We start from the raw sequence: 22,246 nt of genomic DNA on the forward strand, positions 1-22,246 counted from the left end.
CGTTCGAGGGGTAGAGGGTACGACCGCGCGGACTACCCTACGAACGCGAGACCGGGCCTGCGACCCGTCCGGTCGATGAGAGGGGGCGGTGATGGCCGATGTGGTGGCGGGACTGGCCGTCTTCGGCGCGGTCATCGCCGTCGGTTGGCTGCTGGTGCGCACCCGCGCCGTGCCCGCTGACGCCGACGGGGTCCTCACCCGCGTCTGCTTCTTCGCCGCCACCCCGGCCCTCCTCGTGACCACGCTGAGCCGCGCCGACCTGACGGCGGTCCTCTCCCGCTCCACCGCCGTGGCCGTGGCCGCGGAGCTCACGGCCATCGTCTCGGCCTGGTGCCTCCACCGCCTCGTGCTGCGCCGCCCCACCGCCGAGGCCACCATCGGCGCGCTCGCCTCCGGCTACGTCAATGCCGCGAACCTGGGGATCCCGGTGGCCGTCCTCGTCTTGGGGGATGCGGCCACGATCGCCCCGATCCTCTTGCTCCAGCTCCTCGTGCTCACCCCGGCCACTTTCACCGTGCTCGACGCCGTCACCCGCCGCGGCAACCCGTCCCGCCTGGCGACCCTGACCGTCCCGCTGCGCAACCCGCTGCTGTGGGGTGTTGTGGCCGGGACTGCGGCGAACCTGGGAGGGGTGGACCTCAAGGAATGGGGAGGCGGCTACCCGGCCCAGGGCCTGGAGATGCTCGGGCGCGTCGCGGTGCCGCTCATGATGCTGGCCCTGGGGATGAGCCTGGCCGGGGCGCCCCGGCCCCTGCGCAATCTCGCCCCCGAGGAGGCGTCCCCGTCCCTGCAGGGCTCGCCGGCCCAGTCAGCCCGCCAGGGGAAGGACCGTCAGGGTCAGGAGCCGCCGGCGGCGGAGGCCGGATCGGAGGCGCACGCGGTCGACACCGCGGGAGGCCGACTTCCCCGGGTGGAGGAGGAGCCGGCGCACGGGGTGAGGTCGACGTCCCAGCGCGGCGCGGGTCGGCGCAGCGGCCTGTGGCTGGCGGTGGGTTGGAAGCTCGCCGTCATGCCGGGGCTGGCCGTCGTCGTCGGACTGGCGGCGGGACTCAGCGGAGGCCAGCTGCTCGCCCCGGTCGTCACCGCCGCCCTGCCCACGGCGCAGAACGTCTTCATGTACGCCTCGCGTTACGGGGCGGCCAAGGACCTGGCTCGGGATGCCGTCCTGCTGACGACGGCCGGATTCGTGCCCGTGGTCCTGCTGGCCGCTGCGCTCCTGCACTGAGCCCGCGGCTAGCACTGCCCGTCGCCGGTGTCGTCGGTGTCCGGCCCCTTGTCCGCGCGGTCGTAGCGTAAGCCGTCTGATCGAGGGGCCAGGGTGCTGTGTTGGCTCATGGCTTCTGGGAGTTTCGGGTGTCATGACATCTCAAGACGCCGGTGGGGTGGGGCTGCCGGGTGGGAGAGCTGCTGATTTGGCCTGTGGGAGGGGCTGGCCGGGTCACTGTGGTGGCTTACGGCGTTGTCTGGATGCACTGCACGAGGGCGGGGCGCTACTGGTCGAGGGCTGGGGGTACTGGGGGTAGGTGGGGCCTTCGTGCAGTACGCACAACCCTTGGCCAGTAGATCCCGACCCTCGTGGACTAGGCCGACTCGGGCAGACTCGGGGCAGGGTGGGCGTCCAACCATGATCACCGGGAGCCTGCGCAGACGTCAGCTAGGGAGTGGTGTAGGAGGCCCCATGGCGGAGGCGCCGGGCACTGCCGTAAGAACCCCGGACTCACTCCTGCGCGACCCGGTGTCCATAGCGCTGACATTGACGAGCCTGCCGTCGAAGTGCCCAGCGAGGATCGTTGGAATCCTGTGGTTTCTCTCGGTCGTGAAGCGCCGGTGCGCCCGTGATGTCAGCACCATGGACACCAGCGACCTGCCAGGCCTCTTCCCTGCCGGGCCCCTCAGGTCAGCTCGTCGCGAGTGGGAGGGTTGGCTCCGGCCCGCGAGACCGTGATGTCGGCGATGGCCGCGGCGTGGCGCACGATCCGCTCCAGGGTCGCGGCGTCCACCGCGCGCAGCGCCTCGCGCCGGTCCGCGCCCACGAGGTCCTCGCTCCACAGCGCGTCCTCCAGGCCGCCCATGAAGGAGTCGCCGGCGCCCACCGTGTCCGCCACCACGACGCTCGGGTCGGCGGGCACCTCGAGGCGCACCCCCGAGGCGGACAGGGCCAGGGCCCCCTGCTTGCCGCGCGTGACGACCACGATGGCCGCGCCCTTCTCCAGCCAGGAGCGCAGCACCGTCTCCAGGTCCGCGTCCTGGCCATAGAGCCAGGCGATGTCCTCATCGGAGCACTTGACCAGGTCCGACAGGCCCACCAGGCGCTCGACGACCTCACGGGCGTCCTCGGGCTCACCCATGAGCTGAGGCCGGGCATTGGGGTCATAGGCGATGGTGGAGGTGGTGCGGGTCTCGCGCAGCACCTGCTCCACGGTGGCGGCGCCGGGCGCCAGGATCGCTGCGATCGAGCCGGTGTGCACCAGCAGCGGCGCCTGCCCGTCGGGCAGTGTCGGGCGCGGCGGGTTCCAGTCCAGGTCGAAGACGTAGGTGGCAGCGCGGTCCTCCCCGATGGTGGCCTGCGCCGTGGAGGTGCGCGTCGCACCGTCGGCACCCGGGGCCAGACGAACCCCGGAGGCCTCCAGGTGGGAGCGCACCGCCTGACCGCGCTCATCGGTGCCGATCCAGCAGTGCAGCCCGGCGTCGCGGCCCAGGCGCGCCAGCCCCAGGGCGACGTTGGCAGGCGAGCCGCCGGGGATGTCCACGGGCTCCTGCCCGGGGTGGATGACGACATCAACTAGGGCCTCGCCGATGACGAGAGCGGATCCTGGGCGGCCGGGTGCGGACATGGGCGACTCCTTCGTGCAGGACCGGGGTCCGGTGGTGGTGAGCTGAGACGTGCGAGGGGTGGAGAGCTGGCCGGAGTGGTGGACCGGGAGAATGAGAAGAGGTGGTGAGAGGGACTCGGGCGGATGAGGAACGCGGCGGCGCCACACCGCCCGGAAGTGGCCGGCGCGCTGATCGATGCGCGTGGCCGGAGGCGAATGCCCACAGACTACCGATCCGGCGCCGCCCTCAGGGCTCATCTCGCCCAAGAATGTCCAAATCGGATACAAAGGGCTTTCAGTGCACAGGCCGCATGAATGAAAACCTTGGAATCATGCGGTTGTGTTCCGTCCGGATGAGAGCGACCCAAGCCTTTGTGTCCGATTTGGACATCCACGGCTCCTTCCGGGCTCCTGCTTCGACTGCCGGAGACGCTGGATGGGGGCACCACCGCCAGAAGGGCCCGGGCAACACCGTCAGTTCGCCGCGCAGGTGGGCGCATGCCAGGCCCCCGGACAAACGGCCACGTTGCCACGACGGTCGATTCGTTGCGCGTGCGGGCACGTGCCCGGCCTGGAACTGCTGGCCCGGCGGGTCATGCCCGGTCAGCCCCAGGTCGCGTCAGTCCTCAGGGTCCTCCTGCGCGACTGCGGCCAGGCGGGCGCGGGCCTCATCGAGCCAGGTCTGGCAGCGCTGAGCCAGGGCCTCGCCGCGCTCCCACAGCGCCAGGGAGTCCTCCAAAGGGACGGAGCCCGCCTCAAGACGCTGCACGACGGCCACCAGCTCCTCACGGGCCCGCTCATAACTGAGCGTGGCGACGTCCTCATTGGCACCGGACGCCCCGCCTGCGGCAGGGGCAGACGAGGCTGAAGACCCTGACGCCCCTGAGGAAGCAGAGTAGGGGCTGCTCTGGGGTGAGTACTCGTCTGGGTACTGGTCGGAGTATGGGCCGGGGTTCATCTCGGAGCTCACGCCCCGATTCTCGCACGGGCCGGCACGCGGGCAGAGCGGACAAGGCGGGCCAGGTGATGTCCTCGGCGCGAAAGTGCCCAGACCGACGCGTCAGGCCTGCGCTTTTATCCTGCTGCGTCGTTGGAGGTCGTTTCGTCGAGGAGCGTCAGCACTCCCTCCAAACCTGCCTGCGTCAGTGCCTCGCGGCCGGCCTCAGTGAGCTTCACTGCCCGGGTCCGCCCGATGCGCGCGATCCAGGCGCGATCGAACAGCACCCGCGTCAGTGCGGTCCCCAGCGGACCGCCGAGGTGGAACCGCCGCTCAGTGGAGTCCATGCACGCCTCCCCACGGGTATGATGCGGCTTCTCCATCCCCCAGGTAGCCAGGAGGTCCTTGCCGGAATCGGTCAGTCCCCACGAGGGATCCAGGTGACCGTGCTCCTGGAGCTGCTCGACCAGACTCACGCCGAGCCGTCCCGCCAGGTGGCGGTAGCAGGTACGGGCTGCCAGCAGCCGCCTGTTCGCCGTCCACGCGTTGAGACTGCGCGCCGTGGGCAGCACTGATGCCGCCATCACCCCCAGGGCCTCGATGACCCGAGCCGCCTCGGGCCCTGAGAGCGTGATGTAGCAGTGCCGCCCCTGCCGGACCCTCGTGACGAGACCGCGCGCCGCCAGCACGTCGACATGCTCGCTGGCCGTCGACCGTGCCACCCCGGCGTATGAGCCGAGCTCGCCCACCGTCCAGGCGCGGCCGTCCATGAGCGCAGCACACATGGCGGCCCGCGACGGGTCGGCCAGTGCCGCAGCCGTTCCGGCGACGTCGGGAACCGCCTCGGGGAAGAGACGATCGGGAAGCTGTGACATGCGGCCAGTATGCGCCCGCGCCGGTTCGGTCTGCGCCGAATGATTGCGGCTCTAGCCTGCCGGTGGCCGGCATCAAGCCGCAGGCGGGGCCAGAGGCGCAAGGAGACCACTCATGAACGGATACCGACGACGTGGCGCCCTCTTCGCGGCGCTGCTCGGATTCTTCATCGTCATGCTTGACACGACGGTCGTCAACGTGGCGCTGGCGCGGATCGGTGGGGACCTGGGCGCCCCGGTCACATCCCTGCAGTGGGTCGTTGACGCCTACGCCCTCACCTTCGCGGCCCTGCAGCTGTCGGCAGGGGCGGCCTGCGACCGGATGGGCGCAAGAAGCGTCCACCTGCTCGGCCTGGCGGTCTTCGGCCTGCTCTCGGCGGCCTGTGCCCTGGCCCCTGCCGGCGGCGCGCTCATCGCCTTCCGCGCGTTGCAGGGTGTCGGTGCCGCCGCGATCGTCCCGGCCTCCCTGGCAATGCTCTCCCTCATCCATGATCGCCCCACCGACCGGGCCCGAGCCATCGGCCTGTGGGGAGGAGCCGGTGGTGTCGCCGCGGCCGTCGGTCCGGTGGCCGGGGGACTGCTCGTGACCTTCACCGGCTGGAGGCTCGTGTTCTGGGTGAACCTTCCCCTCGTTGCAGCCGCCCTGTGGCTCACCGCCCGCTGCCTGCCCGCGCCGGAGACGCGGTCGCTGCGACGACGCGAAGGCGGCGACCTGCCCGGGCAGGTCCTCTCCGTCGCAGGGCTCGCGGCCGCCACCTACGGGATCATCGCCGCGGGCGAGCACGGGTGGAGCCCGCCCGTTGTCACCTCGACCCTTGCCGGACTGAGCCTGTTGGCGGCCTTCGTCCTGGTTGAACGGACCGCGAGCAGGCCGATGCTGCCGACGGCGGTCTTCTCCCGACCGCGTTTCGCCGTGGCCGCCGCGGTCGGGCTCGCGCTCAATACCGGATTCTTCGGCCAGCTCTTCGTCCTGGCCCTGTTCCTCCAGCGCTACCTGGGCTATGAGCCGTGGCTCGCCGGCCTGGCCCTGGCGCCGCAGGCGTGCAGCGCCGTCGTCGCCTCCCCGATGGGAGGCAGGATGACCGCCAGGATCGGGGCGTTTCCGACCATGCTGACCGGGCTGCTCACCGGGGCGGCCGGGTTCGCGGGGCTCGCTGTCGTCACGGCCTCGACGCCGTACCCGCTGGTGGCGGCCCTGACCTTCCTGGGCGGTTTCGGCACGGCACTGACCATGCCCGCCGCAACCTCGGCCGCCGTCGCCTCCGCGCCGGCGGGGTACACCGGCGTCGCCGGCAGCGTCATCAACGCTGCCCGGCAGACCGGCAGCGTCGTCGGTGTGGCCGTCCTTGGCAGCCTGATCGCTTCAGGCGACTTCCTGACCGGCTTCCACCGGGCGGTCGTCGGGGCGTCGGCCGTTTTCGCTGTGGCCGCGATCCCCGTCGCCGTCGTCGTCCTCAGGGCAGCCGGTCGCCCGGAGCGCGTGGACGCACCATAGGTCTCGACGACTGCGCCACGGTGCCGCCCGCGAGCTCTCGGGTACGTCCGCGGGAGCCCTGCGAGGCCATCAGCGTGCGCCGCCCCAGGGCCTCGCCGGCGTTCAGTCGATATCGGCGGGCCGGGGCTTGGTGGCGCCGACGACCTGGGCGACGAGCCGCCCCGAAGCCAGGACCCCCTCGATGAGGTCGCCCTTCTTGACATCCTCAGCGCTGGTGATGACCTTGCCGCCGGGAGTGCGCAGAATCGTGTAGCCGCGATCCAGGACCCCCTGCGGCGACAGCGCCGTCAGCCGGGCGCGGTCGGCGCGCAGATCCGCGGCCGCCAGCGACAGCCGATGCTCCACGGCCCGGCGCATCCTGTCGCGGGCCTGACCCAGCTCGATCACCCGGTCGCGCACGATCAAGGTGGGGTCGGCCATGACCGGCCGGGCCCGCAACTGGTCCAGGGCCGCCTGCTCGGCGTCCAGCCGCGAGGCGAGCACGCTGCGCAGGCGCTCGCGGGCCGAGTCCAGACCCACGGTCTCCTGGGCGAGGTCGGGGACGATCCGGCGGGCGGCGTCGGTGGGGGTGGAGGCCCGGTAGTCCGCCACCAGGTCCAGCAGGGGACAGTCGGTCTCGTGGCCGATCGCCGAGACCAGCGGCGTGCGGCAGGCGGCCGCGGCGCGCACGAGCCCCTCATCGGAGAAGGGCAGCAGGTCCTCGACGGCGCCGCCCCCGCGGGCCACGACGATGACGTCGATCTGCGCATCGGTGTCGAGCTCCTGGATGGCCCGGGTGACCTCGCCGACGGCGCGCGCCCCCTGGACGGCGACCTCGCGTACCTCGAAGGGCAGGCCGGGCCAGCGCAGGCGGGCGTTGACCAGCACGTCGTCCTTGGCCTTGGCCTGGCGTCCGCACACGAGGCCCACCTTGCGCGGCAGGAAGGGCAGGGGCCGTTTGCACTCGGCGTCGAACAGGCCCTCGGCGGCCAGGATGCGGCGCAGCTGCTCGATGCGCGCTAGCAGGTCGCCGACGCCGACGGGCCGGATGTCGTCGGCCTGCAGCTGGAGCGAGCCCCGCTTGGCCCAGAAGGTGGGCTTGGCGCGCACCACCACGCGGGCTCCTTCGCCGAGCTCGGCGCCGGTGCGCGCCAGGACGGCGTCGAGGACCCGGGCGTAGATGGATACCGACATGGAGATATCGGCGTCCGTGTCCCTCAGGGTGAGGAAGGCCATGCCGGCGCCGGGGCGGCGGTTGAGCTGGATGACCTGCCCCTCCACCCACACCTGGCTCATGCGGGCCACGTACTGGTCGATCTTGGAGGACAGCAGCCTCAGCGGCCACGGGTTCTCCGCGGTGGTGAGGTTCGCTCGCGGCGCCAGCTCCCGGGGGCCGTCGGGGCTGCCGGAGTTGCCGGGGCCGCCGCCCGCGTCGAGACCGGACGCACGGCCGGCACCGGGGGCGGGCTGCGGGCTGGGCTGGGAGGGGCTCTGGCCTGTCACATGCACCACTGTGCCACGTCCACCACTGGGGACCTGGGTCCCACTGTGGCACAGTGGTGACCGTGACGACCATCGAGCTCTCCAGTGAGCACACCGACGCTGCGGCCCCCTCTCCCAAGGGCGGCAAGCGGATCCTCATGGCCTCCCCGCGCGGCTACTGCGCCGGCGTGGACCGCGCGGTCGACGCCGTGGAGCAGGCCCTGGCCCACTACGGGGCGCCGATCTACGTGCGCAAGGAGATCGTCCACAACAAGTACGTCGTGGAGACCCTCTCCAAGCGCGGCGCCATCTTCGTCTCCGAGACCGACGAGGTGCCGGTGGGGGCCCGCGTCGTCTTCTCCGCGCACGGCGTCTCCCCGGCCGTCCACGCCGAGGCCGCCGAGCGCCGGCTGGACACGATTGACGCGACCTGCCCGCTGGTGACCAAGGTGCACAAGCAGGCGGTGCGCTTTGCGGACAAGGACTACGACATCATCCTCGTGGGCCACACCGGCCACGAGGAGGTCGAGGGCACCCAGGGCGAGGCCCCCGACCACATTCAGGTCGTCAACGGCCCCCACGAGGTGGACCAGGTCGAGGTGCGCGACCCCTCCAAGGTCGTGTGGATCAGCCAGACCACCCTGAGTGTCGACGAGACCCTGGAGACGGTGCGCCTGCTGCGCGAGCGCTTCCCGGAGATGATCGACCCGCCCGGCGAGGACATCTGCTACGCCACCCAGAACCGTCAGGCCGCGGTCAAGAAGATCGCCCCGAGGGTGGACCTCATGATTGTGGTCGGCTCCGGCAACTCCTCGAACTCGGTACGCCTCAAGGAGGTGGCCCTTGAGGCCGGTGCGGGCGCCGCCCACCGGGTGGACTTCGCCAGCGAGATCGACCCGTCCTGGTTCGACGGCGTCGAGACGGTCGGCCTGACCTCGGGCGCCTCGGTACCGGAGATCCTGGTGCGCGAGGTGGTCGAGCGCCTGGCCGAGCTCGGCTTCGACGACGTCGAGGAGGTGCGCACCACCACGGAGAAGATCTCCTTCTCCCTGCCCAAGAACCTGCGCGCCGACCTCATGGCGGCCCAGGGGGCCGCCTCGGCGCACAAGCGCCGCGAGCCGGCCGCCGACCACACCTGCTGAGGCTGCGCCGCCCACCCCTTCCGCCCCGGCCGCGGGCCGACGATAGGGCCGTCCGCAGGGCCGGCCGTGAGCGTCAGCACACGACCGGCTGCGTGAGACAGGCCGAAGGTGAACGCCGGGTTGCATGCGTGACGGTTACCCTCGGTCGGGTGACACATTCTCATGACGAGTCGGCCCCCAGTGGCCCTGCCCCCGCCGCGTCGGACGGGCGGTCCGCTGCCGACGGCACCGGCAGCTCCGACAGTGCTGACAGTGCTGACCCCGTAACCTCCGCAGACCCCGTGGGCGCGGGGGTCTCCGGCGCCTCCGGCCAGGTCTCCAACGAGGCCCTCGAGGAGGACGGCGGGCTGCACCGGAGCCTGACCAGCAGGCACATGCAGATGATCGCCATCGGCGGCGCCATCGGCACGGGGCTGTTCGTGGCCTCGGGCGCCACGGTCTCCACGGCCGGCCCGGGCGGCGCCCTGGTCGCCTACGCGGCCATCGGCCTCATGGTGCTGCTGCTCATGCAGTCCCTGGGCGAGATGACGGCGCACATGCCGGTGGCCGGCTCCTTCCAGACCTATGCCACCCGGTTCGTCAGCCCCTCCTTCGGCTTCGCCATGGGCTGGAACTACTGGTTCAACTGGGCGATTACGGTGGCGGCCGAGCTGGTGGCCGCCGGAATCGTCATGGGCTACTGGTTGCCGGGGGTGCCTTCATGGATCTGGGCGGCACTGTTCCTGACCCTGTTGACGACGCTCAACGCCCTGTCCGCCCGCGCCTTCGGGGAGGGGGAGTTCTGGCTGTCGGCCATCAAGGTGGTGACGGTCATCGTCTTCCTCGTGGCGGGGCTGGCCATGATCGCCGGCATCATCGGTGGGACGTCCCCGGGCTTCAGCAACTGGGTCGTCAAGGACGCGCCCTTCCACGGCGGGATGCTGGCCATTGTGTCGGTGTTCATGGTGGCCGGGTTCTCCTTCCAGGGCACCGAGCTGGTGGGCGTGGCGGCCGGTGAGGCCCGCAACCCGCGCCGGGACGTGCCCAAGGCCATCCACACGGTGTTCTGGCGGATCATGATCTTCTACATCGGGGCGATCACGGTCATCGGCTTCCTCATCGCCTTCAACGATAGCCGACTGCTGCACACCGAGACCGAGGACGTGGCCTACTCGCCCTTCACCCTGGTTTTCGAGCGGGCGGGGATCGGGATCGCGGCGGCCCTCATGAATGCCGTCATCCTCACCGCGGTGCTCAGCGCCGGCAACTCCGGCCTGTACGCCTCGACCCGCATGCTCCACTCGATGGCCCTGCAGGGGCAGGCGCCGGCCTGGTTCTCCTACGTCAACCGCCACGGGGTCCCGGTGCGGGCCCTGGGGGCGACGGCGCTGGTGGGGGCGGCCGGCTTCCTGACCGCGGTGGTGGGGCAGAACACCGCCTACGCCTGGCTGGTCAACGTCTCCGCCCTGTGCGGGTTCATCGTGTGGCTGGGGATCGCCGCATGCCACTTCCGCTTCCGGCGCGCCTACGTGCTCCAGGGCAATGACCCGGCCGACCTGCCCTACCAGGCGCCCTGGTTCCCGCTGGGGCCGGTCCTGGCCTTCACCCTGTGCGCCCTGGTGATCCTCGGCCAGAACTACGAGGCGGTCTTCAAGGGCCAGCTGGTGGAGGTGCTCTCCTCCTACATCGGCCTGCCGGTCTTCGGGGCTATCTGGCTGGGGCACCGCCTGGTGACCGGGTCGCGCATGGTCCGCCTGGAGGAGGCCGACGTCTCCGGCGCCGTCGTTCGCGAGCGCAGCTGAGCCTGGCTGAGCCCCGCGTTCGCTGGGCTCACCCCCTGTACCCCATGACCGACGTCGGGGCACCGATCATCTGACCGGTGCCCCGACGTCGTCTCGTGCTGGAACCTGCACGAGGCTGGTCTGCTGTGGGCTGGGCGCCTACAGCAGGGACTGGACCCGTACCGTGACCTGAGGCGCGCTCTGCTCCCTGACGTCGGAGGCGCCGGAGTCCTCCCGGGCCTTGGAGGCATCGCCGGACTCGCCCGCCTGGGACAGGGATCGGATGATGGTCTCCTGGACGTCGCGCACGATGTCCTTGACGGGCCGCGAGCCGTCGATACCGATCTCGATGACGGCCCGGCTCGAGCCCTCCTCGACGATCACTCCGAAGCGGGCCTGCTGAGGATCCTGCTGGCGCATGCGGCTGCCGATCGTCCTCAACGTGCTGCCGATCCCCGGCTCGATTGCTCGGACGCCGGGGACAGCAGTGACCAGGTGGGCCAGCTCGGCCGCTGAGAGGTTAGTCGTCATCGTGGAGATCCTCGATGTGGACGTTGACGGTTGGGGACACCCCAAGGTTCTCATGGCAGGCGGCTCGAACGGCGTCGCGCACCTGCTGGCCGAGCTGCGGCAGGCTGTCCACGCTGAGGTGGGCGGAGATCCGGCAGGAGATGATCTGCGGAACCCCCAGGCCGCGGTGTCCCTCGCTCGAGGGCGCGTGCTCGCAGGTCGAGCGCAGGGCGCGGGCCCCAGGCACGCCGTCCACGGTGCGTCGGATGAGCGCCCGCAGCGAGAACTCGGACATGCTGTACGGCCCCAGGTCGGTCGCGGGCATCTCCACCTGGGCGCCGTGACGGGTCTCGGCGAGGATGGCGTCCATCAGGTGGCGCTTGGGCATGACCGAGGCGCTGGCCTGAGACTCCAGCCGGTCCCACTCCTCGTGCAGGGAGGCGATCCGACGCTGGTACTCGCGCGTGTCGGCGTCGTCCTGCTCATGGGACCGGGCGAAAGAACTGGCCGACGCCGTCGCGCGTCGGACGCTGTGTGAGAGCTGGTTGACGGTGCTCATGCCCACTCCTTCATCTGGCGCATGACGAGGGAGCGGGCGCGTGCCAGCCTCCCTCGGACGGTGGACTCGGTCAGGTTCAGGGTCTGGGCGATCTCTTCGTAGGACATGTCGTCGACCTCTCGGAGTACCCAGACGATGCGCAGCTCGGGCTGCACGGAGGCCAACAGGTCGGCCAGCGCCTCGATCTGGGCGTTGACCTCACTGGACTCGGCCGGGTCAGCGGTGCTGCTCGACGTCGTCTCCGCCATGGCGCTCGCGGTCTCCAGGTCCTCGGCGTCGTAGGCGTCGGTGGCCCGGCGCTGACGCTTGCGCGCCATGCTGGTGGCCTTGTTGGTGCAGATCCGCATGAGCCAGCCTCGGAAGGCGGCGGGCTCCCTGACGAGGTGAAGACTGCGCCAGGCCTGGATGAGGGTGTCCTGGACGATGTCCTCACTGTCGTGACGGTTGCGCACGATCATGTATGCGGTGCGGAACAGGCGCCCCTGGTAACGCTCGACGAGTTGCTCGAAGGCGTTGATGTCCCCGTCCTGGGCGCGCAGGACCAGGCAGCGGTCCTTGTCGGGCGACGCGCCGGACGAGGCGCTCGGTTGTGCGGCGTGGTCTGGACGCGGGCGAGGCGCCGCCGTGGCCTCGTCCTGCGTCTCACGCGCCATCGCCGTTCCCGATGGTCTTGGGCGAGTGCTTCCCCGTGACGGTCTGCGAGACGCTGCGCTTGCTCGTGGAGCGCTCCAGCCCTACCAGGACGTCGATCTGCCGGGGGCGCGTGCCCAGGGACGTGGTCACGTCATCCTCGAGCCGGCCCCTGAGCTCCGCCACGGCCCATGCGACCTCGCAGTCCTGGGACACGGTGGCGTCCGCCTGCACCCACAGGCTGCTCGGGGAACCGGTGACCCACACGGCGCACTGCTCCACCCCGGGAACGTCCTCCGCCCGCTCGGACAGGGCCTGTGACAGGACCTCGGGGGCAACGGTGGCCATGAGGACGCCCTCGGAGTCGCTGAACCTCAGGGGAGAGGCGGCCGCCTTGCGGGGGATCTGCATGGAGAGCAGGACCAGTCCGGCGATGACGGCGAGCACGGAGACCAGCGCGGCCACCGGCAGGAGCCAGTGCGCCTGGGGCGCGATGAGGCTGCCCACTCGGTCCTGCGCCGTGGCCAGGTAGGGGGCGGCATCGGGCCAGGACCGACCGGCACCGAGGCCGGAGGCCAGGACCCAGGATGACGCTGCCGCGATGAGAAGCCCGCAGCCGGCCAGGGCCGTCCGGTTGAGGACACCAGAAACTGAACGCATGGTCGTATCTCCTTCAGCTCGTGCGCTTGATCCGCACGCGGCTGCGCGTGATGCCCGCGGGCTGGAGCGTCTCCAGGGCCTCGTCGGTCGTCTTACGGGCGGCTTCCTGCACCGGCTCGAGGTCGTCCAGGACACTGAGGACGACGACGTCGACCCGGGAGCGACGGGTGGTGACGGTGGCGGAGTGGACGCCGCCGATCTGCTCGACCTGGTTCCTCACCAGGGTGGCCAGGTCACGGCGCCTCACCGCGGTCTGGCCCGGGACGGTGTCGGGGAGGAGCGTGACGCGCTCGGGCAGCCCAGGCCACAGGGCCGCGAGGATCATGGCCAGGGCGCAGGCTGCGGCGATCCCGGCGGCGACGAGCACCGCGACGGAGCCGAGGGCGGAGGAGCCAATGGTGCCGAGCGTGGTGATGGTGCGGTCCGGCCAGGTGCCGGTGACAATCCGGTGCCCCGCCAGCCAGGCCCCCAGGCCTCCGGCCGTGAGCAGCAGCAGTGCCAGGAGGACACTGGGCGTGCTGCGAGAGGGGCGACGAATGAGTTTCGGGACGGGTGTTCTCATTTCAGGCTCTTCCTGACGTGGCTGCTCGGATTGAGCCAGGAGATCTCGATGGCGATCTTGCCGACGCTCAGCCCGGTGAGGTGCTCGACGCGGCCGCGCACGTGGGCGCGCAGATCGTCAACGGTGGAGGACAGTGGCGTGGGAAAGACCAGGCCGAGGTCCAGGTGAAGGACGGCGACCCGCCCGTAGAGCTCGCACTGGGCCTCCGGCCGGGAGGCGAAGTTGCGGCGGGCGCCGATTCCCAGGAGCCCCCCGGCGTTGGAGCCGACGTTGCCGGTCTCATAGGCGGCCTGGGCGGCGATCTGGGCGACGACCTTGGCCGGAATGGTGGTGGTGCCGCGCTGCTCCCAGGAGGACGCCTCGCCCTGGGAGGGTCCCGGCTGCGTGATGGCGGGCTGGGTGGCGGTCGCCATCGTCACTTCTTTCGCCGATCCAGGATGCTGTGGACATCGACCCGGCCCTCCAGGTAGAGACCCACCCCCAGTCCGGCCGCTCCGCACAGGGCCACCAGGACGAAGTCGGCGAAAGAGCCGAAGGCGAGAATGGTGCCAAGGAACAGGCCCACCAGGAGGGCCAGGTACGTTGTCTTCATTGAGAGCTCCTCAGATCAGGGCGTCAGGATGGGTCACTTGAGGTCGGCGGCCTCGGAGCTGCCGGAGTCGTCGTCGGGCAGGTGGACGTCGGTGACGTTGATGTTGACCTCAACGACCTCCAGGCCGGTAGTGCCCTCGATCTGCTCGATGATGTTGCGGCGGATGGCGTCGGAGACCTCCACGATGGAGACGCCGTACTCCACCACCACGGTGACCTCGACGGCGGCCTGGGTCTCGCCCTTCTGGACACTGATGCCGCCGGCGACGTTGGTCTGGGCGTTGGGGATGCGGTCGGTCACGGCGCTGAAGGCGCGGCGAACGGCGTTGCCCATGTCGTAGACGCCGGGCACCTCACGAGCAGCCATACCGGCGATCTTGGCGACGACGTTCTCCTCGATGGTGGTCACGCCGTGCGAGGTCTGGAGGGGGCCGCGGGGGGTCTTGTCCTCCTCGGCCTGCTCGTTGCGCTCGCGCTGCTGACCGGTCTGGGGGATGGCGTTGTTGCTCATAGGAGCCTCTTTCATTGATCCGTGAATGGATAGTGACGGGATGTGTGGTGCGCGGCCCAGCAGCTGGTCCGTCACGGCGCCTCGGTGGCTGCCAGGCCGGCTCGTATGAGTGGCCGACGTGACTGACTGGTGTTGCTACCCGTCATGATTGCCGCGCTGTAGGTAGGACGCCGCGGGCAGGGGAATCCTCACGGCCCCAACCCATGGCTTGTGTCACAAAAGTCGAAGCGGGTTCTGTGGAGGCGGTGGCTGCCTCCGCAGAACCCGCTTCAGGGCGTTAGAGGGCTACTTGCGGCCGGTGACGCCCAGGTAGACGGAGATCGCCACGATGGCGGCGACGAGGGACAGGGCCCAGCGGATCCAGTCGATGCCGTTGGTGTGGGCGACGCCGAAGAGGCTGGCGACCGCGCCTCCGACGAGTGCGCCCACGGCGCCCAGCACGATGGTCCACAGGACTGAGATGTTCTGCTCGCCCCGCATGACGAGGCGGGCGAGGGCGCCGAGCACGGCACCGGCGATAATCATTCCGATGAATGACAGCATGATGTCTTCCTCCGAGAAGGTCCGATGAGGGGAGGCATCCGCCCACCGGGTATGGAAACGTTCTGGCAGCGTGTCAGCCAGTCATGAGATGGCAGGCAACGCTGCCTGATAGACGCCATGGAAGCGTCAATCGTCACAAGCCGGGAGTGTGGCGTGCATTACGTCGTTGTGGGGGCGGGGTGCTCTTCGGCGGTGAGCTCGGGTGCGGTGAAGGTGCGCACCTGGGCGGCGTCGGCACTGATGAGCGTGGGGGAGTCCACCTGCTCCCCGAGCGTCTCCAGGGACCGGGCGGTCACCAGGAGCCGGTTCTCCATGGAGCCGACCGCCTTGTTGTAGGCGGTGACGCTGCGCCGCAGCGCCCCACCGAGGGCGTCGAGGTGACCGGCGACGGTCCCCAGGCGCTCGTAGAGGGTGCGGCCGAGCTCCAGCAGCTCGCGGGCGTCGTCGTTGACGGCGCTGCGGGCCCAGGCCGTGGCGCAGGTGCGCAGCAGGGTCAGCAGCGACACGGGTGAGGCCAGGGCGACGCCGCGCCCCAGCGCGTGCTCCAGGAGCGCGGGGTCCGCCTCCAGGGCGGCCGAGAGCACCGCCTCCGCCGGGACGAAGAGGACCACGAGCTCGGGGGAGTCCCTCAGGGCCCGGTCGTAGCGGCGCGCGGCGAGCTGGTCGACGTGCCCGCGCAGCGCCCTGGCGTGAGCCTCCAGAAGCTGACTGCGCCGCTGCTCGTCCTCGGGGCCGGTGCCCTGGACGGCGGTGGCCGCCAGGTAGGAGTCCATGGGCGCCTTGGCGTCCACGGCCAGGTAGCCCTCCCCGGGCAGGTGGACGACGACGTCGGGCCGGGAGCGGCCGGCAGCACCCTCACCTGCGGCTGAGCCCGCCGAGCCCGCCGAGCCCGCTGTGCCCACTGCGTCCGGTGCGCCGGCCGGGCCACCGCGCCGCTGGACCAGCGACCCGATGGTGCGCTGCTCGGAGAAGTCCACGTGCCGCATCATCCCGGAGGCCTCTAGGACCCGGGCCAGCTCGACCTCACCCCACATGCCGCGCGCTGAGCGTGAGCGCAGCGCCCCCTCCAAGGATGCCGTGGAGCGGGCCAGGTCCTGCTCGCGCAGGGCGGTGGCCCTCAGCTGCTCGGCCAGGGCCGCGTGCTGCTCCGCCCGCTGCTTCTCCAAGGACTCCACCCGGGCCCCCACCTGCTCCAGCTGGCTGCGCACGGGTGCGAGCGCCCGCAGCACGGAGCCGTCCCGCTCGGCGCGCTCCTCGGCCACCTGGGTACGCGAGGACAACTCCTCGGCCCGGGCCTGCCACTGGGCGGCCTGCGCCCGCAGCTCGGCTACCTGCTCGCCCTCGGACTGGTGCGTGGTGGTGCGCCGGGCGAGCGCACCGAGGTAGCCGATGACCGCGCCGATCGCTAAGCCGACGAGGAGCAGCAGGATGGGAAGCAGGACCGCTGAGGAACTCATGAACCGATGGTGCCCCAGAGGTGCGACATCTATTCGGAGCCCTTAAGCCCCACGGAGCCCCGCCGGCGCAGATCGCCCCGCCTGGCTGGTTCGGCCGGCCCGTCCGCCCGCCGAACGGACCGGCCCTGCCCTGACCCGCCGATCCGGCCCTCCCGCCTGCTCGCCGATCCGGCCCACCGGCCCGCTGCTGCGGCGTCGTCGGACATATTTCTCCCGGGCATGTACCAACCGACCGTTCGGACCTGGGGCAACAGTCCTGGGGCCTGCCCGATCCTGCCTACGGCGGAGGAGAGGAGACCAAGAGCACGGTCCTTCTACGACTCCTGGATGATGGGTATTTGGGTAGGTGGTGCCATGCTTATCGGACGTGAGCCTCTTGCGCAGCATCCCGCTGACCAGCCTGCGAACGATCGCAGTCGTGCTGGTCCTTGCCGTTCTGACCACCATCGTCGCCGCGGTCCTTCTGCCGCGAACTGTTCCGGCCACCACGCGCGCCAGCAGCGCGGACAGTCCCACCCGACTCGCCCGCCCCACGCTGCGCACGGCGCTGCGGGCCGTGGGCCGCTACACGGCGCGCACCGTCATGGTGAGTGTGCCGGTGGTGCTCGTCATCGTGCTTGGGGGCCTGCTCATCAACCGGCCCATGCACTACGTGCGCAACGTCGGCGACGTCGTCAAAGCCCTGACCCCTCGCACCCAGGTCACCTCGCGCATCGCGCCCCTGCCGCAGGCATCCGCCTACGATGCCGTCCCGGCCGCGACCTGGAAGGCTTCCTTCCACGACGTCGGCGACGGCTCGAAGGAGGCCACCTGGACCGGCCCGGTCAGCGGCATCAAGCTGCCGGTGCGCGTCGTCCTGCCGGCGGGCTACCGGCCCGACGACGGCCGCACCTACAACGTCCTCGAGGGGCTCCACGGCTGGGTCGGCTCCCCGCAGTCCATGGTGACGGGCATCGCCTCACCTCAGCGGCTCCAGGAGGCGATCGACGCCGGCCGCATCCCGCCGTCGATCCTGGTGTTCCCCTCGCTCAACGTGGACGGCGGCCAGCCCGACTGCGTCAACATCGCCGGTCGCCCGGCCGTGGGGACCTGGACCGCGGAGGAGATTCCCCGCATGATCCAGGCGACCTTCCCCAACGTCACCACACAGCGGGCCGGCTGGATGATTATGGGGATCTCTGCGGGAGCCTACTGCGCGGCCCGCACCGCCTACGACGTCCCGCAGCGCTTCGGCGCGGTGGGGGTCATGTCCTCCTACGACCTGCCCGGTGAGGGCTCGCTGGCGCACAGCGGCAAGACGCTCCAGGCGCAGAACGGGCTGTCCACCATGCTGGGGAAGCGCAAGCCCGACGGCATGCGCTTCTACGTCCTGGGGGCGCAGGACGACTCCTCCGGTGCGGCCCGGGCCGCCTGGCTCATGGATGACGCGGTGCGCAAGCCGGACTCGTTGACGGTGGACACCCCGGCCTCGGGCGGGCACTCCTGGACCCTGTGGAACAACTACTTCCCGTCGCTGCTGACATGGTGGGGCTCGGACCCGGCCGTGTTCAAGGCGGCCGGCGTGACGGCGCCCCAGGGCGATACCTGGGCCAAGGCCACCGCCGCCGGCGTGAAGCCCCTGTCGGAGACGCCCAAGGACCAGCGCGTGGTGGGGTCGGTCTCGCCGGTGCGCGCCATGCCTTTCGAGATCAACGGTCTGGGCACGATCATCGTGGCCGTGGTCGCCTCGCTGGGGGCGCTGGGGGTGGTCATGTTCTGGTCGCCTCGCTGGGGCCGACGGCGCGAGGGCGGCAAGCGGTCGGTGGCGCGGCTGGGCGGCGCGATCCTGGGGCGCGTCGTGGTGATCCTAGTGGCTGCGGGTCTGGTCGCGGTGACGGCCGGGATCGGGGCCAACGCCAGCGGGGGCTTCTACACCTCGTGGCGTGACCTGCGGGCCTCGGTCCGGGTGAACGAGAGAGCCGGTAAGTAAGCGGGGTGCCGACGGCGTGCCCCGGCCTCGGGGGCGCCGTCGGGGCGCACAGTGTCACAGGGGCCGTCTAAACTCTGCTGCGTGGCACTTACCATCGGAATCGTCGGACTGCCCAACGTCGGCAAGTCCACCCTGTTCAATGCTCTGACCCGCGCGACCGTCCTGGCCGCCAACTACCCGTTCGCGACCATTGAGCCGAACGTGGGGGTTGTGCCCCTGCCGGATGCGCGCCTGGACAAGCTCGCCGAGCTGTTCCACTCCGCGAGGGTGGTGCCGGCGACGGTCTCCTTCGTGGACATCGCCGGGATCGTGCGCGGCGCCAGCGAGGGGGAAGGGCTGGGCAACCAGTTCCTGGCCAACATCCGCGAGGCGGACGCCATCTGCATGGTGACGCGCGCCTTCGAGGACCCGGACGTGGTCCACGTGGATGGGAAGGTGGAGCCTGCCGGGGACATCGAGACGATCAGCACCGAGCTGGTGCTGGCGGATATGCAGACCCTGGAGAAGGCGATCCCGCGCCTGGAGAAGGAGGTGCGGGGCAAGAAGACGGAGCCGGTGGTGCTGGAGACGGCGCAGTCGGCCCTCAAGGTCCTGGAGGAGGGGACGCTGCTGTCCGCTGGGGCCGAGGCGGCTGGGATTGATGCGGAGGTGCTCAAGACCTTCCAGCTCATGACCACCAAGCCGTTCATCTATGTGTTCAACATGGACGACGCCGGGATGAACGACGAGGCCCGCCAGGCCGAGCTGCGCGAGCTGGTGGCGCCTGCGGAGGCGATCTTCCTGGACGCCCAGTTCGAGGCTGAGCTGGTGGAGCTGGAGCCGGAGGAGGCGGCGGAGATGCTGCACGACAACGGGCAGGAGGAGTCCGGCCTGGACAAGCTGGCCCGGGTTGGGTTCGACACGCTGGGGTTGCAGACGTACCTGACGGCGGGGGAGAAGGAGTCCCGTGCGTGGACGATCCGCAAGGGCGCGACGGCGCCGCAGGCGGCCGGTGTTATTCATACGGACTTCGAGCGAGGCTTTATCAAGGCCGAGATCGTGAGTTACGATGACCTGGTCCAGTACGGCAGCGTTGCCGGAGCCCGCGCTCACGGCCGAGTGCGCATGGAAGGAAAGGACTACGTCATGGCAGACGGTGATGTCGTGGAGTTTAGGTTTAATGTGTGAAAACGCGAAAAATATTTTGTAGTTTATGGATACTGTTTTGATGGCATTTGTGCAATCTGTCGACGTGGTCACGCTAGTCGTTAATGTAGCTGATTTTGTGTCTAGATGTGCGTGAAAGACGTCGAACTGAAGCGAGTTCGGGGCGTTCTCCTTATTTAAAGGATAGGGTGTTTTGTAAAATATGCGATGTTATCGTTGATAACAGTCGACTATTATGTTTCCATAACCATACTGCCTGACGGCACACGCTTGAATTAATGAGTAACTGGAGATGACCTATACCGCCTAATGTGGGCTCTCGATTTGCTTGGAAAGTTTTGTGATCGAAAGGAATGTCAAATGAATTCGAACATAAAGGATGTTCTGGATGTTGTGTTTTCTGGAATTGCGGCGCTGTCGACAGCGGCGGCAGTCATTGTTGCCTTATATCAGGCAAACCGGGGGGAACAGCTTAATCGGAAAATTGTGCGTATGATGATTGCTAATGATATCAAGGATGATTTCCAAGAGCAAATGACTAGAGCCTGGCAGGTTCGGAGCGACCTTAATGATCTCACAAATTACAGTGATCAAAGCGGTGGCGAACATGAACTGATCGAGGCGCAAGCGAAGATCGACAAGCAGTGTTCACAAATAGTAGCGGCATTGAAAGGGGTTCTGGGAAGATTTGATAAAGAAACATCTGTTGACTCGTTTAAAGTCATTGAAGGCGTATTGTATGGGGTTGCCTATTTCAGTGAAGTAATAGTTGAGGCCAAAACAAAACCCTTGTCAAACTGGGTATTTAAGGGCAGCGATGTCGATGAAGCCAGGTTAGATTTAGTGCAAAGTTGGTTTACGCACGTCATCGACATTTACAGTGTGTATGGAGGCGAGTTGGGTGAGGAATTAACTGATAGGATCCTTACTCGGAGTGCATTTCCGGGAAAGTATGGTGACGACCTAATATCTGTAAATATGACCGACGCTGAAATCGCGCGGGTGCTTCGGAGCGCTTTTGGTGTTGATGTCGATGCCTATGGTGCAGCAGTTAAACGTTGGCTCCAACTCCGGGTGTTGTGGGAATATCATGCGTTGGTGTTGTTGAGTTCGTCTCGTTTTACAAACTGGAGTTTCGATATAAAACATGCATCTAGTTTAGAGCGGTCGATGCTATTTAATTCACTATTAGGACATCTCTTGAGTAAAACATTGGAATACTCTAAGGAAGACTTCGATGTGGCTTTCGAGAAATATGGTGACAACTAGAGCAATTCGTTAGCCGCTCTACAATAGAATTGGTTAACGTTAAGGGGCTCTTCGTGTTTGAGGGTGTTGTAGGTGGGGCTTGTCGTCTGGTTTAGGTGGTTGTTGTCAGGTGGTCTTTGAGGCGTCCGGTGTGAATGAGGCTGCGGATGGTGTAGTGCGTGAGGTTGCGGAATCCCAGGGCGATGCCGCGTAGGTGCTCCAGGCGCCCGTTGATCGCCTGGCGTGGGGCCGTTGGAGGTACGGGGGCGGTCGAAGTAGGCCAGAATGTCCTGGCTGCGGTTGGTCAGGGTTCTGGCCAGTGTCTGGTTCTCCTCGAGCCCGTCTGGGATGGTCTGTTTCAGGGAGTCGATGAGCTGTTGCGTCAGGTACTTTCCCAGACCCGGGTCCTCGGTGCGGTAGGCCTGGATGAGGCGCTGGTAGACGCCCCAGGCGGCCTGGACCGCAGCGTGGCGATCATCAGCGAAGAGGGTCTCGAGACGCTCGGTCTGGGCGTCGGTGAGTAGGCCGGCCCCGGTGTGCAGGGTGCGCCGGGCCCGGTAGAGCCGGTCACCCGCTCGGCCCCGCCGGCCTGTGATCGCTCGTTGGATGCGGCGGCGGCGCTGGTCGAGCTTGTCTCCTGTTAGGGATACGACGTGAAAGGGATCCATGACCGCCCGGGCCTGTGGGAGCTCCTCGCCGGCGGCGCTCTTGAACCCGGTGAAGCCGTCCATGGCTACCACCTCGACCCGCCCGCGCCAGGACTCGTCCCGAGCTGCGAGCCAGGTTTTGAGGACCTTCTTGGACCGGCCCGGGACCACGTCCAGAAGCCGGGCCGGACCACTGCGGTCGCGCACGGGGGTCAGGTCGATGATGACGGTGACATAGCGGTCGCCTCGCCTGGTGTGGCGCCATACGTGCTCGTCGACGCCGAGGACCTCCACGCCATCGAAGCGGTGGGGATCGTCTAACAGCGTGGCCTGAGCGCTTGTCAGGATCGTGTTGTTGGCGGTGTGCCAGGAGATCCCCAGGGCGGCTGCCACCCGGGAGACCGACATGCACTCCAGGGCAAGGGCCCGCAGCCCCCACTCGACCGCCGCGTGGGTCAGCCGCGCCCGTGGCTGAGCCAGGGCCGAGGTGTCCTGTCTCCACACCCGGCGGCAGTGGGTGCAGGCGAAGCGCCGCAGGCGCACCACCAGCTGCGTGGGCCTCCACCCCACCGGCACGTGGGCCAGGCGCCGGGCCACCGTCCCGCGAGCCTGCCCCTGCGCCCCGCAGGCTCTGCAGAAGGGGTCCTCGAACCCGATCGGCATACGGCACTCGATCACCGCGCGCTTGGCTGTGAGGTGCTGGCCCACCGCGGTCAGTCCCAGGGCGTCCAGG

21 protein-coding genes and 1 pseudogene are annotated in these 22,246 nt (G+C 68.9%); 7 read left to right on the forward strand and 15 right to left on the reverse strand.

Annotated features, from left to right (window positions below; translation table 11 throughout):
* The first annotated feature begins 91 nt into the window (after positions 1-91).
* Positions 92-1,225 (forward strand): AEC family transporter, encoded by a 1,134-nt coding sequence (locus tag HMPREF3165_RS09265; RefSeq protein WP_070512801.1) that lies wholly within the window; start codon positions 92-94, stop codon positions 1,223-1,225.
* 667 nt (positions 1,226-1,892) lie between these two features.
* Here HMPREF3165_RS09265 and HMPREF3165_RS09270 read toward each other — a convergent pair.
* The 3 genes from HMPREF3165_RS09270 to HMPREF3165_RS09280 form a co-directional block, all read right to left on the reverse strand.
* On the reverse strand, positions 1,893-2,834 hold the full coding sequence (locus tag HMPREF3165_RS09270; RefSeq protein ID WP_070512748.1) for a carbohydrate kinase family protein: 942 nt from the start codon (positions 2,832-2,834) through the stop codon (positions 1,893-1,895).
* Between the two features lie 598 nt (positions 2,835-3,432).
* A complete protein-coding gene (locus HMPREF3165_RS12975; RefSeq protein WP_256275246.1) occupies positions 3,433-3,783 on the reverse strand; it encodes an exodeoxyribonuclease VII small subunit in 351 nt (116 codons plus the stop codon).
* 104 nt (positions 3,784-3,887) lie between these two features.
* Positions 3,888-4,625, reverse strand: coding sequence for an ArsR/SmtB family transcription factor (locus tag HMPREF3165_RS09280; protein WP_070512753.1), 738 nt, complete (start codon positions 4,623-4,625; stop codon positions 3,888-3,890).
* A 112-nt stretch (positions 4,626-4,737) separates the two neighbouring features.
* On the opposite strand from HMPREF3165_RS09280, the gene HMPREF3165_RS09285 reads away from it, so the two are divergent.
* On the forward strand, positions 4,738-6,117 hold the full coding sequence (locus tag HMPREF3165_RS09285) for an MFS transporter (RefSeq protein ID WP_070512756.1): 1,380 nt from the start codon (positions 4,738-4,740) through the stop codon (positions 6,115-6,117).
* Positions 6,118-6,219: 102 nt separating this feature from the next.
* On the opposite strand, the gene xseA is transcribed toward HMPREF3165_RS09285, so the two are convergent.
* The gene (gene xseA / locus HMPREF3165_RS09290; RefSeq protein WP_070512759.1) at positions 6,220-7,608 is read right to left on the reverse strand and encodes an exodeoxyribonuclease VII large subunit; all 1,389 of its coding nucleotides are present in this window, start codon (positions 7,606-7,608) and stop codon (positions 6,220-6,222) included.
* Between the two features lie 44 nt (positions 7,609-7,652).
* Between xseA and HMPREF3165_RS09295 the strand changes: the two genes are divergently transcribed.
* Positions 7,653-8,720 carry a 4-hydroxy-3-methylbut-2-enyl diphosphate reductase gene (locus HMPREF3165_RS09295; RefSeq protein WP_003789018.1) on the forward strand — a complete coding sequence of 356 codons (1,068 nt, stop codon included), beginning with the start codon at positions 7,653-7,655 and terminating at the stop codon, positions 8,718-8,720.
* A gap of 149 nt (positions 8,721-8,869) precedes the next feature.
* Entirely contained in the window at positions 8,870-10,501 is a 1,632-nt protein-coding gene (locus tag HMPREF3165_RS09300) for an amino acid permease (RefSeq protein WP_003789017.1), read from the forward strand.
* A gap of 138 nt (positions 10,502-10,639) precedes the next feature.
* Here HMPREF3165_RS09300 and HMPREF3165_RS09305 read toward each other — a convergent pair whose 3' ends face one another.
* The 10 genes from HMPREF3165_RS09305 to HMPREF3165_RS09345 all read right to left on the reverse strand — a co-directional run bounded on the left by HMPREF3165_RS09305 (position 10,640) and on the right by HMPREF3165_RS09345 (position 16,503).
* A complete protein-coding gene (locus HMPREF3165_RS09305) occupies positions 10,640-11,011 on the reverse strand; it encodes a hypothetical protein (RefSeq protein ID WP_003789016.1) in 372 nt (123 codons plus the stop codon).
* Positions 11,001-11,549: a hypothetical protein gene (locus HMPREF3165_RS09310; RefSeq protein WP_070512762.1), complete on the reverse strand. Its 549-nt coding sequence runs from the start codon at positions 11,547-11,549 to the stop codon at positions 11,001-11,003. Before HMPREF3165_RS09310 ends, HMPREF3165_RS09305 begins: the two co-directional genes overlap by 11 nt.
* Positions 11,546-12,202, reverse strand: a complete 657-nt coding sequence (locus HMPREF3165_RS09315) for an RNA polymerase sigma factor (RefSeq protein WP_070512765.1) — start codon at positions 12,200-12,202, stop codon at positions 11,546-11,548. The genes HMPREF3165_RS09310 and HMPREF3165_RS09315 overlap by 4 nt, the downstream gene beginning before the upstream one ends.
* A complete protein-coding gene (locus HMPREF3165_RS09320; protein WP_070512767.1) occupies positions 12,192-12,839 on the reverse strand; it encodes a hypothetical protein in 648 nt (215 codons plus the stop codon). Before HMPREF3165_RS09320 ends, HMPREF3165_RS09315 begins: the two co-directional genes overlap by 11 nt.
* Positions 12,840-12,852: 13 nt before the next feature.
* Complete coding sequence (locus tag HMPREF3165_RS09325) at positions 12,853-13,401, reverse strand: DUF6286 domain-containing protein (protein WP_070512770.1); 549 nt, start codon at positions 13,399-13,401, stop codon at positions 12,853-12,855.
* On the reverse strand, positions 13,398-13,814 hold the full coding sequence (locus HMPREF3165_RS09330; protein WP_070512773.1) for a hypothetical protein: 417 nt from the start codon (positions 13,812-13,814) through the stop codon (positions 13,398-13,400). Before HMPREF3165_RS09330 ends, HMPREF3165_RS09325 begins: the two co-directional genes overlap by 4 nt.
* 2 nt (positions 13,815-13,816) lie before the next feature.
* On the reverse strand, positions 13,817-13,993 hold the full coding sequence (locus HMPREF3165_RS13440) for a hypothetical protein (RefSeq protein ID WP_003789010.1): 177 nt from the start codon (positions 13,991-13,993) through the stop codon (positions 13,817-13,819).
* A gap of 33 nt (positions 13,994-14,026) precedes the next feature.
* Positions 14,027-14,503 carry an Asp23/Gls24 family envelope stress response protein gene (locus HMPREF3165_RS09335; RefSeq protein WP_009406062.1) on the reverse strand — a complete coding sequence of 159 codons (477 nt, stop codon included), beginning with the start codon at positions 14,501-14,503 and terminating at the stop codon, positions 14,027-14,029.
* 285 nt (positions 14,504-14,788) lie between these two features.
* On the reverse strand, positions 14,789-15,046 hold the full coding sequence (locus tag HMPREF3165_RS09340) for a GlsB/YeaQ/YmgE family stress response membrane protein (protein WP_070512775.1): 258 nt from the start codon (positions 15,044-15,046) through the stop codon (positions 14,789-14,791).
* 158 nt (positions 15,047-15,204) lie between these two features.
* Complete coding sequence (locus HMPREF3165_RS09345; RefSeq protein WP_070512778.1) at positions 15,205-16,503, reverse strand: DNA recombination protein RmuC; 1,299 nt, start codon at positions 16,501-16,503, stop codon at positions 15,205-15,207.
* 367 nt (positions 16,504-16,870) lie between these two features.
* Here HMPREF3165_RS09345 and HMPREF3165_RS09350 point away from each other — a divergent pair, with 367 nt between their 5' ends.
* From HMPREF3165_RS09350 to HMPREF3165_RS13290, 3 genes are all read left to right on the forward strand, one after another.
* Entirely contained in the window at positions 16,871-18,472 is a 1,602-nt protein-coding gene (locus HMPREF3165_RS09350) for an alpha/beta hydrolase (protein WP_256275247.1), read from the forward strand.
* A gap of 81 nt (positions 18,473-18,553) precedes the next feature.
* Positions 18,554-19,639 carry a redox-regulated ATPase YchF gene (ychF, locus tag HMPREF3165_RS09355; protein WP_070512781.1) on the forward strand — a complete coding sequence of 362 codons (1,086 nt, stop codon included), beginning with the start codon at positions 18,554-18,556 and terminating at the stop codon, positions 19,637-19,639.
* A gap of 339 nt (positions 19,640-19,978) precedes the next feature.
* Positions 19,979-20,887: a hypothetical protein gene (locus tag HMPREF3165_RS13290; RefSeq protein ID WP_141745038.1), complete on the forward strand. Its 909-nt coding sequence runs from the start codon at positions 19,979-19,981 to the stop codon at positions 20,885-20,887.
* A gap of 91 nt (positions 20,888-20,978) precedes the next feature.
* On the opposite strand, the pseudogene HMPREF3165_RS09360 reads toward HMPREF3165_RS13290, so the two are convergent.
* Positions 20,979-22,245: pseudogene (locus HMPREF3165_RS09360) on the reverse strand (ISL3 family transposase).
* Position 22,246 lies beyond the last annotated feature (1 nt).

The organism is Actinomyces sp. HMSC08A09, from assembly GCF_001807465.1.
Taxonomy (GTDB): domain Bacteria; phylum Actinomycetota; class Actinomycetes; order Actinomycetales; family Actinomycetaceae; genus Actinomyces; species Actinomyces oris.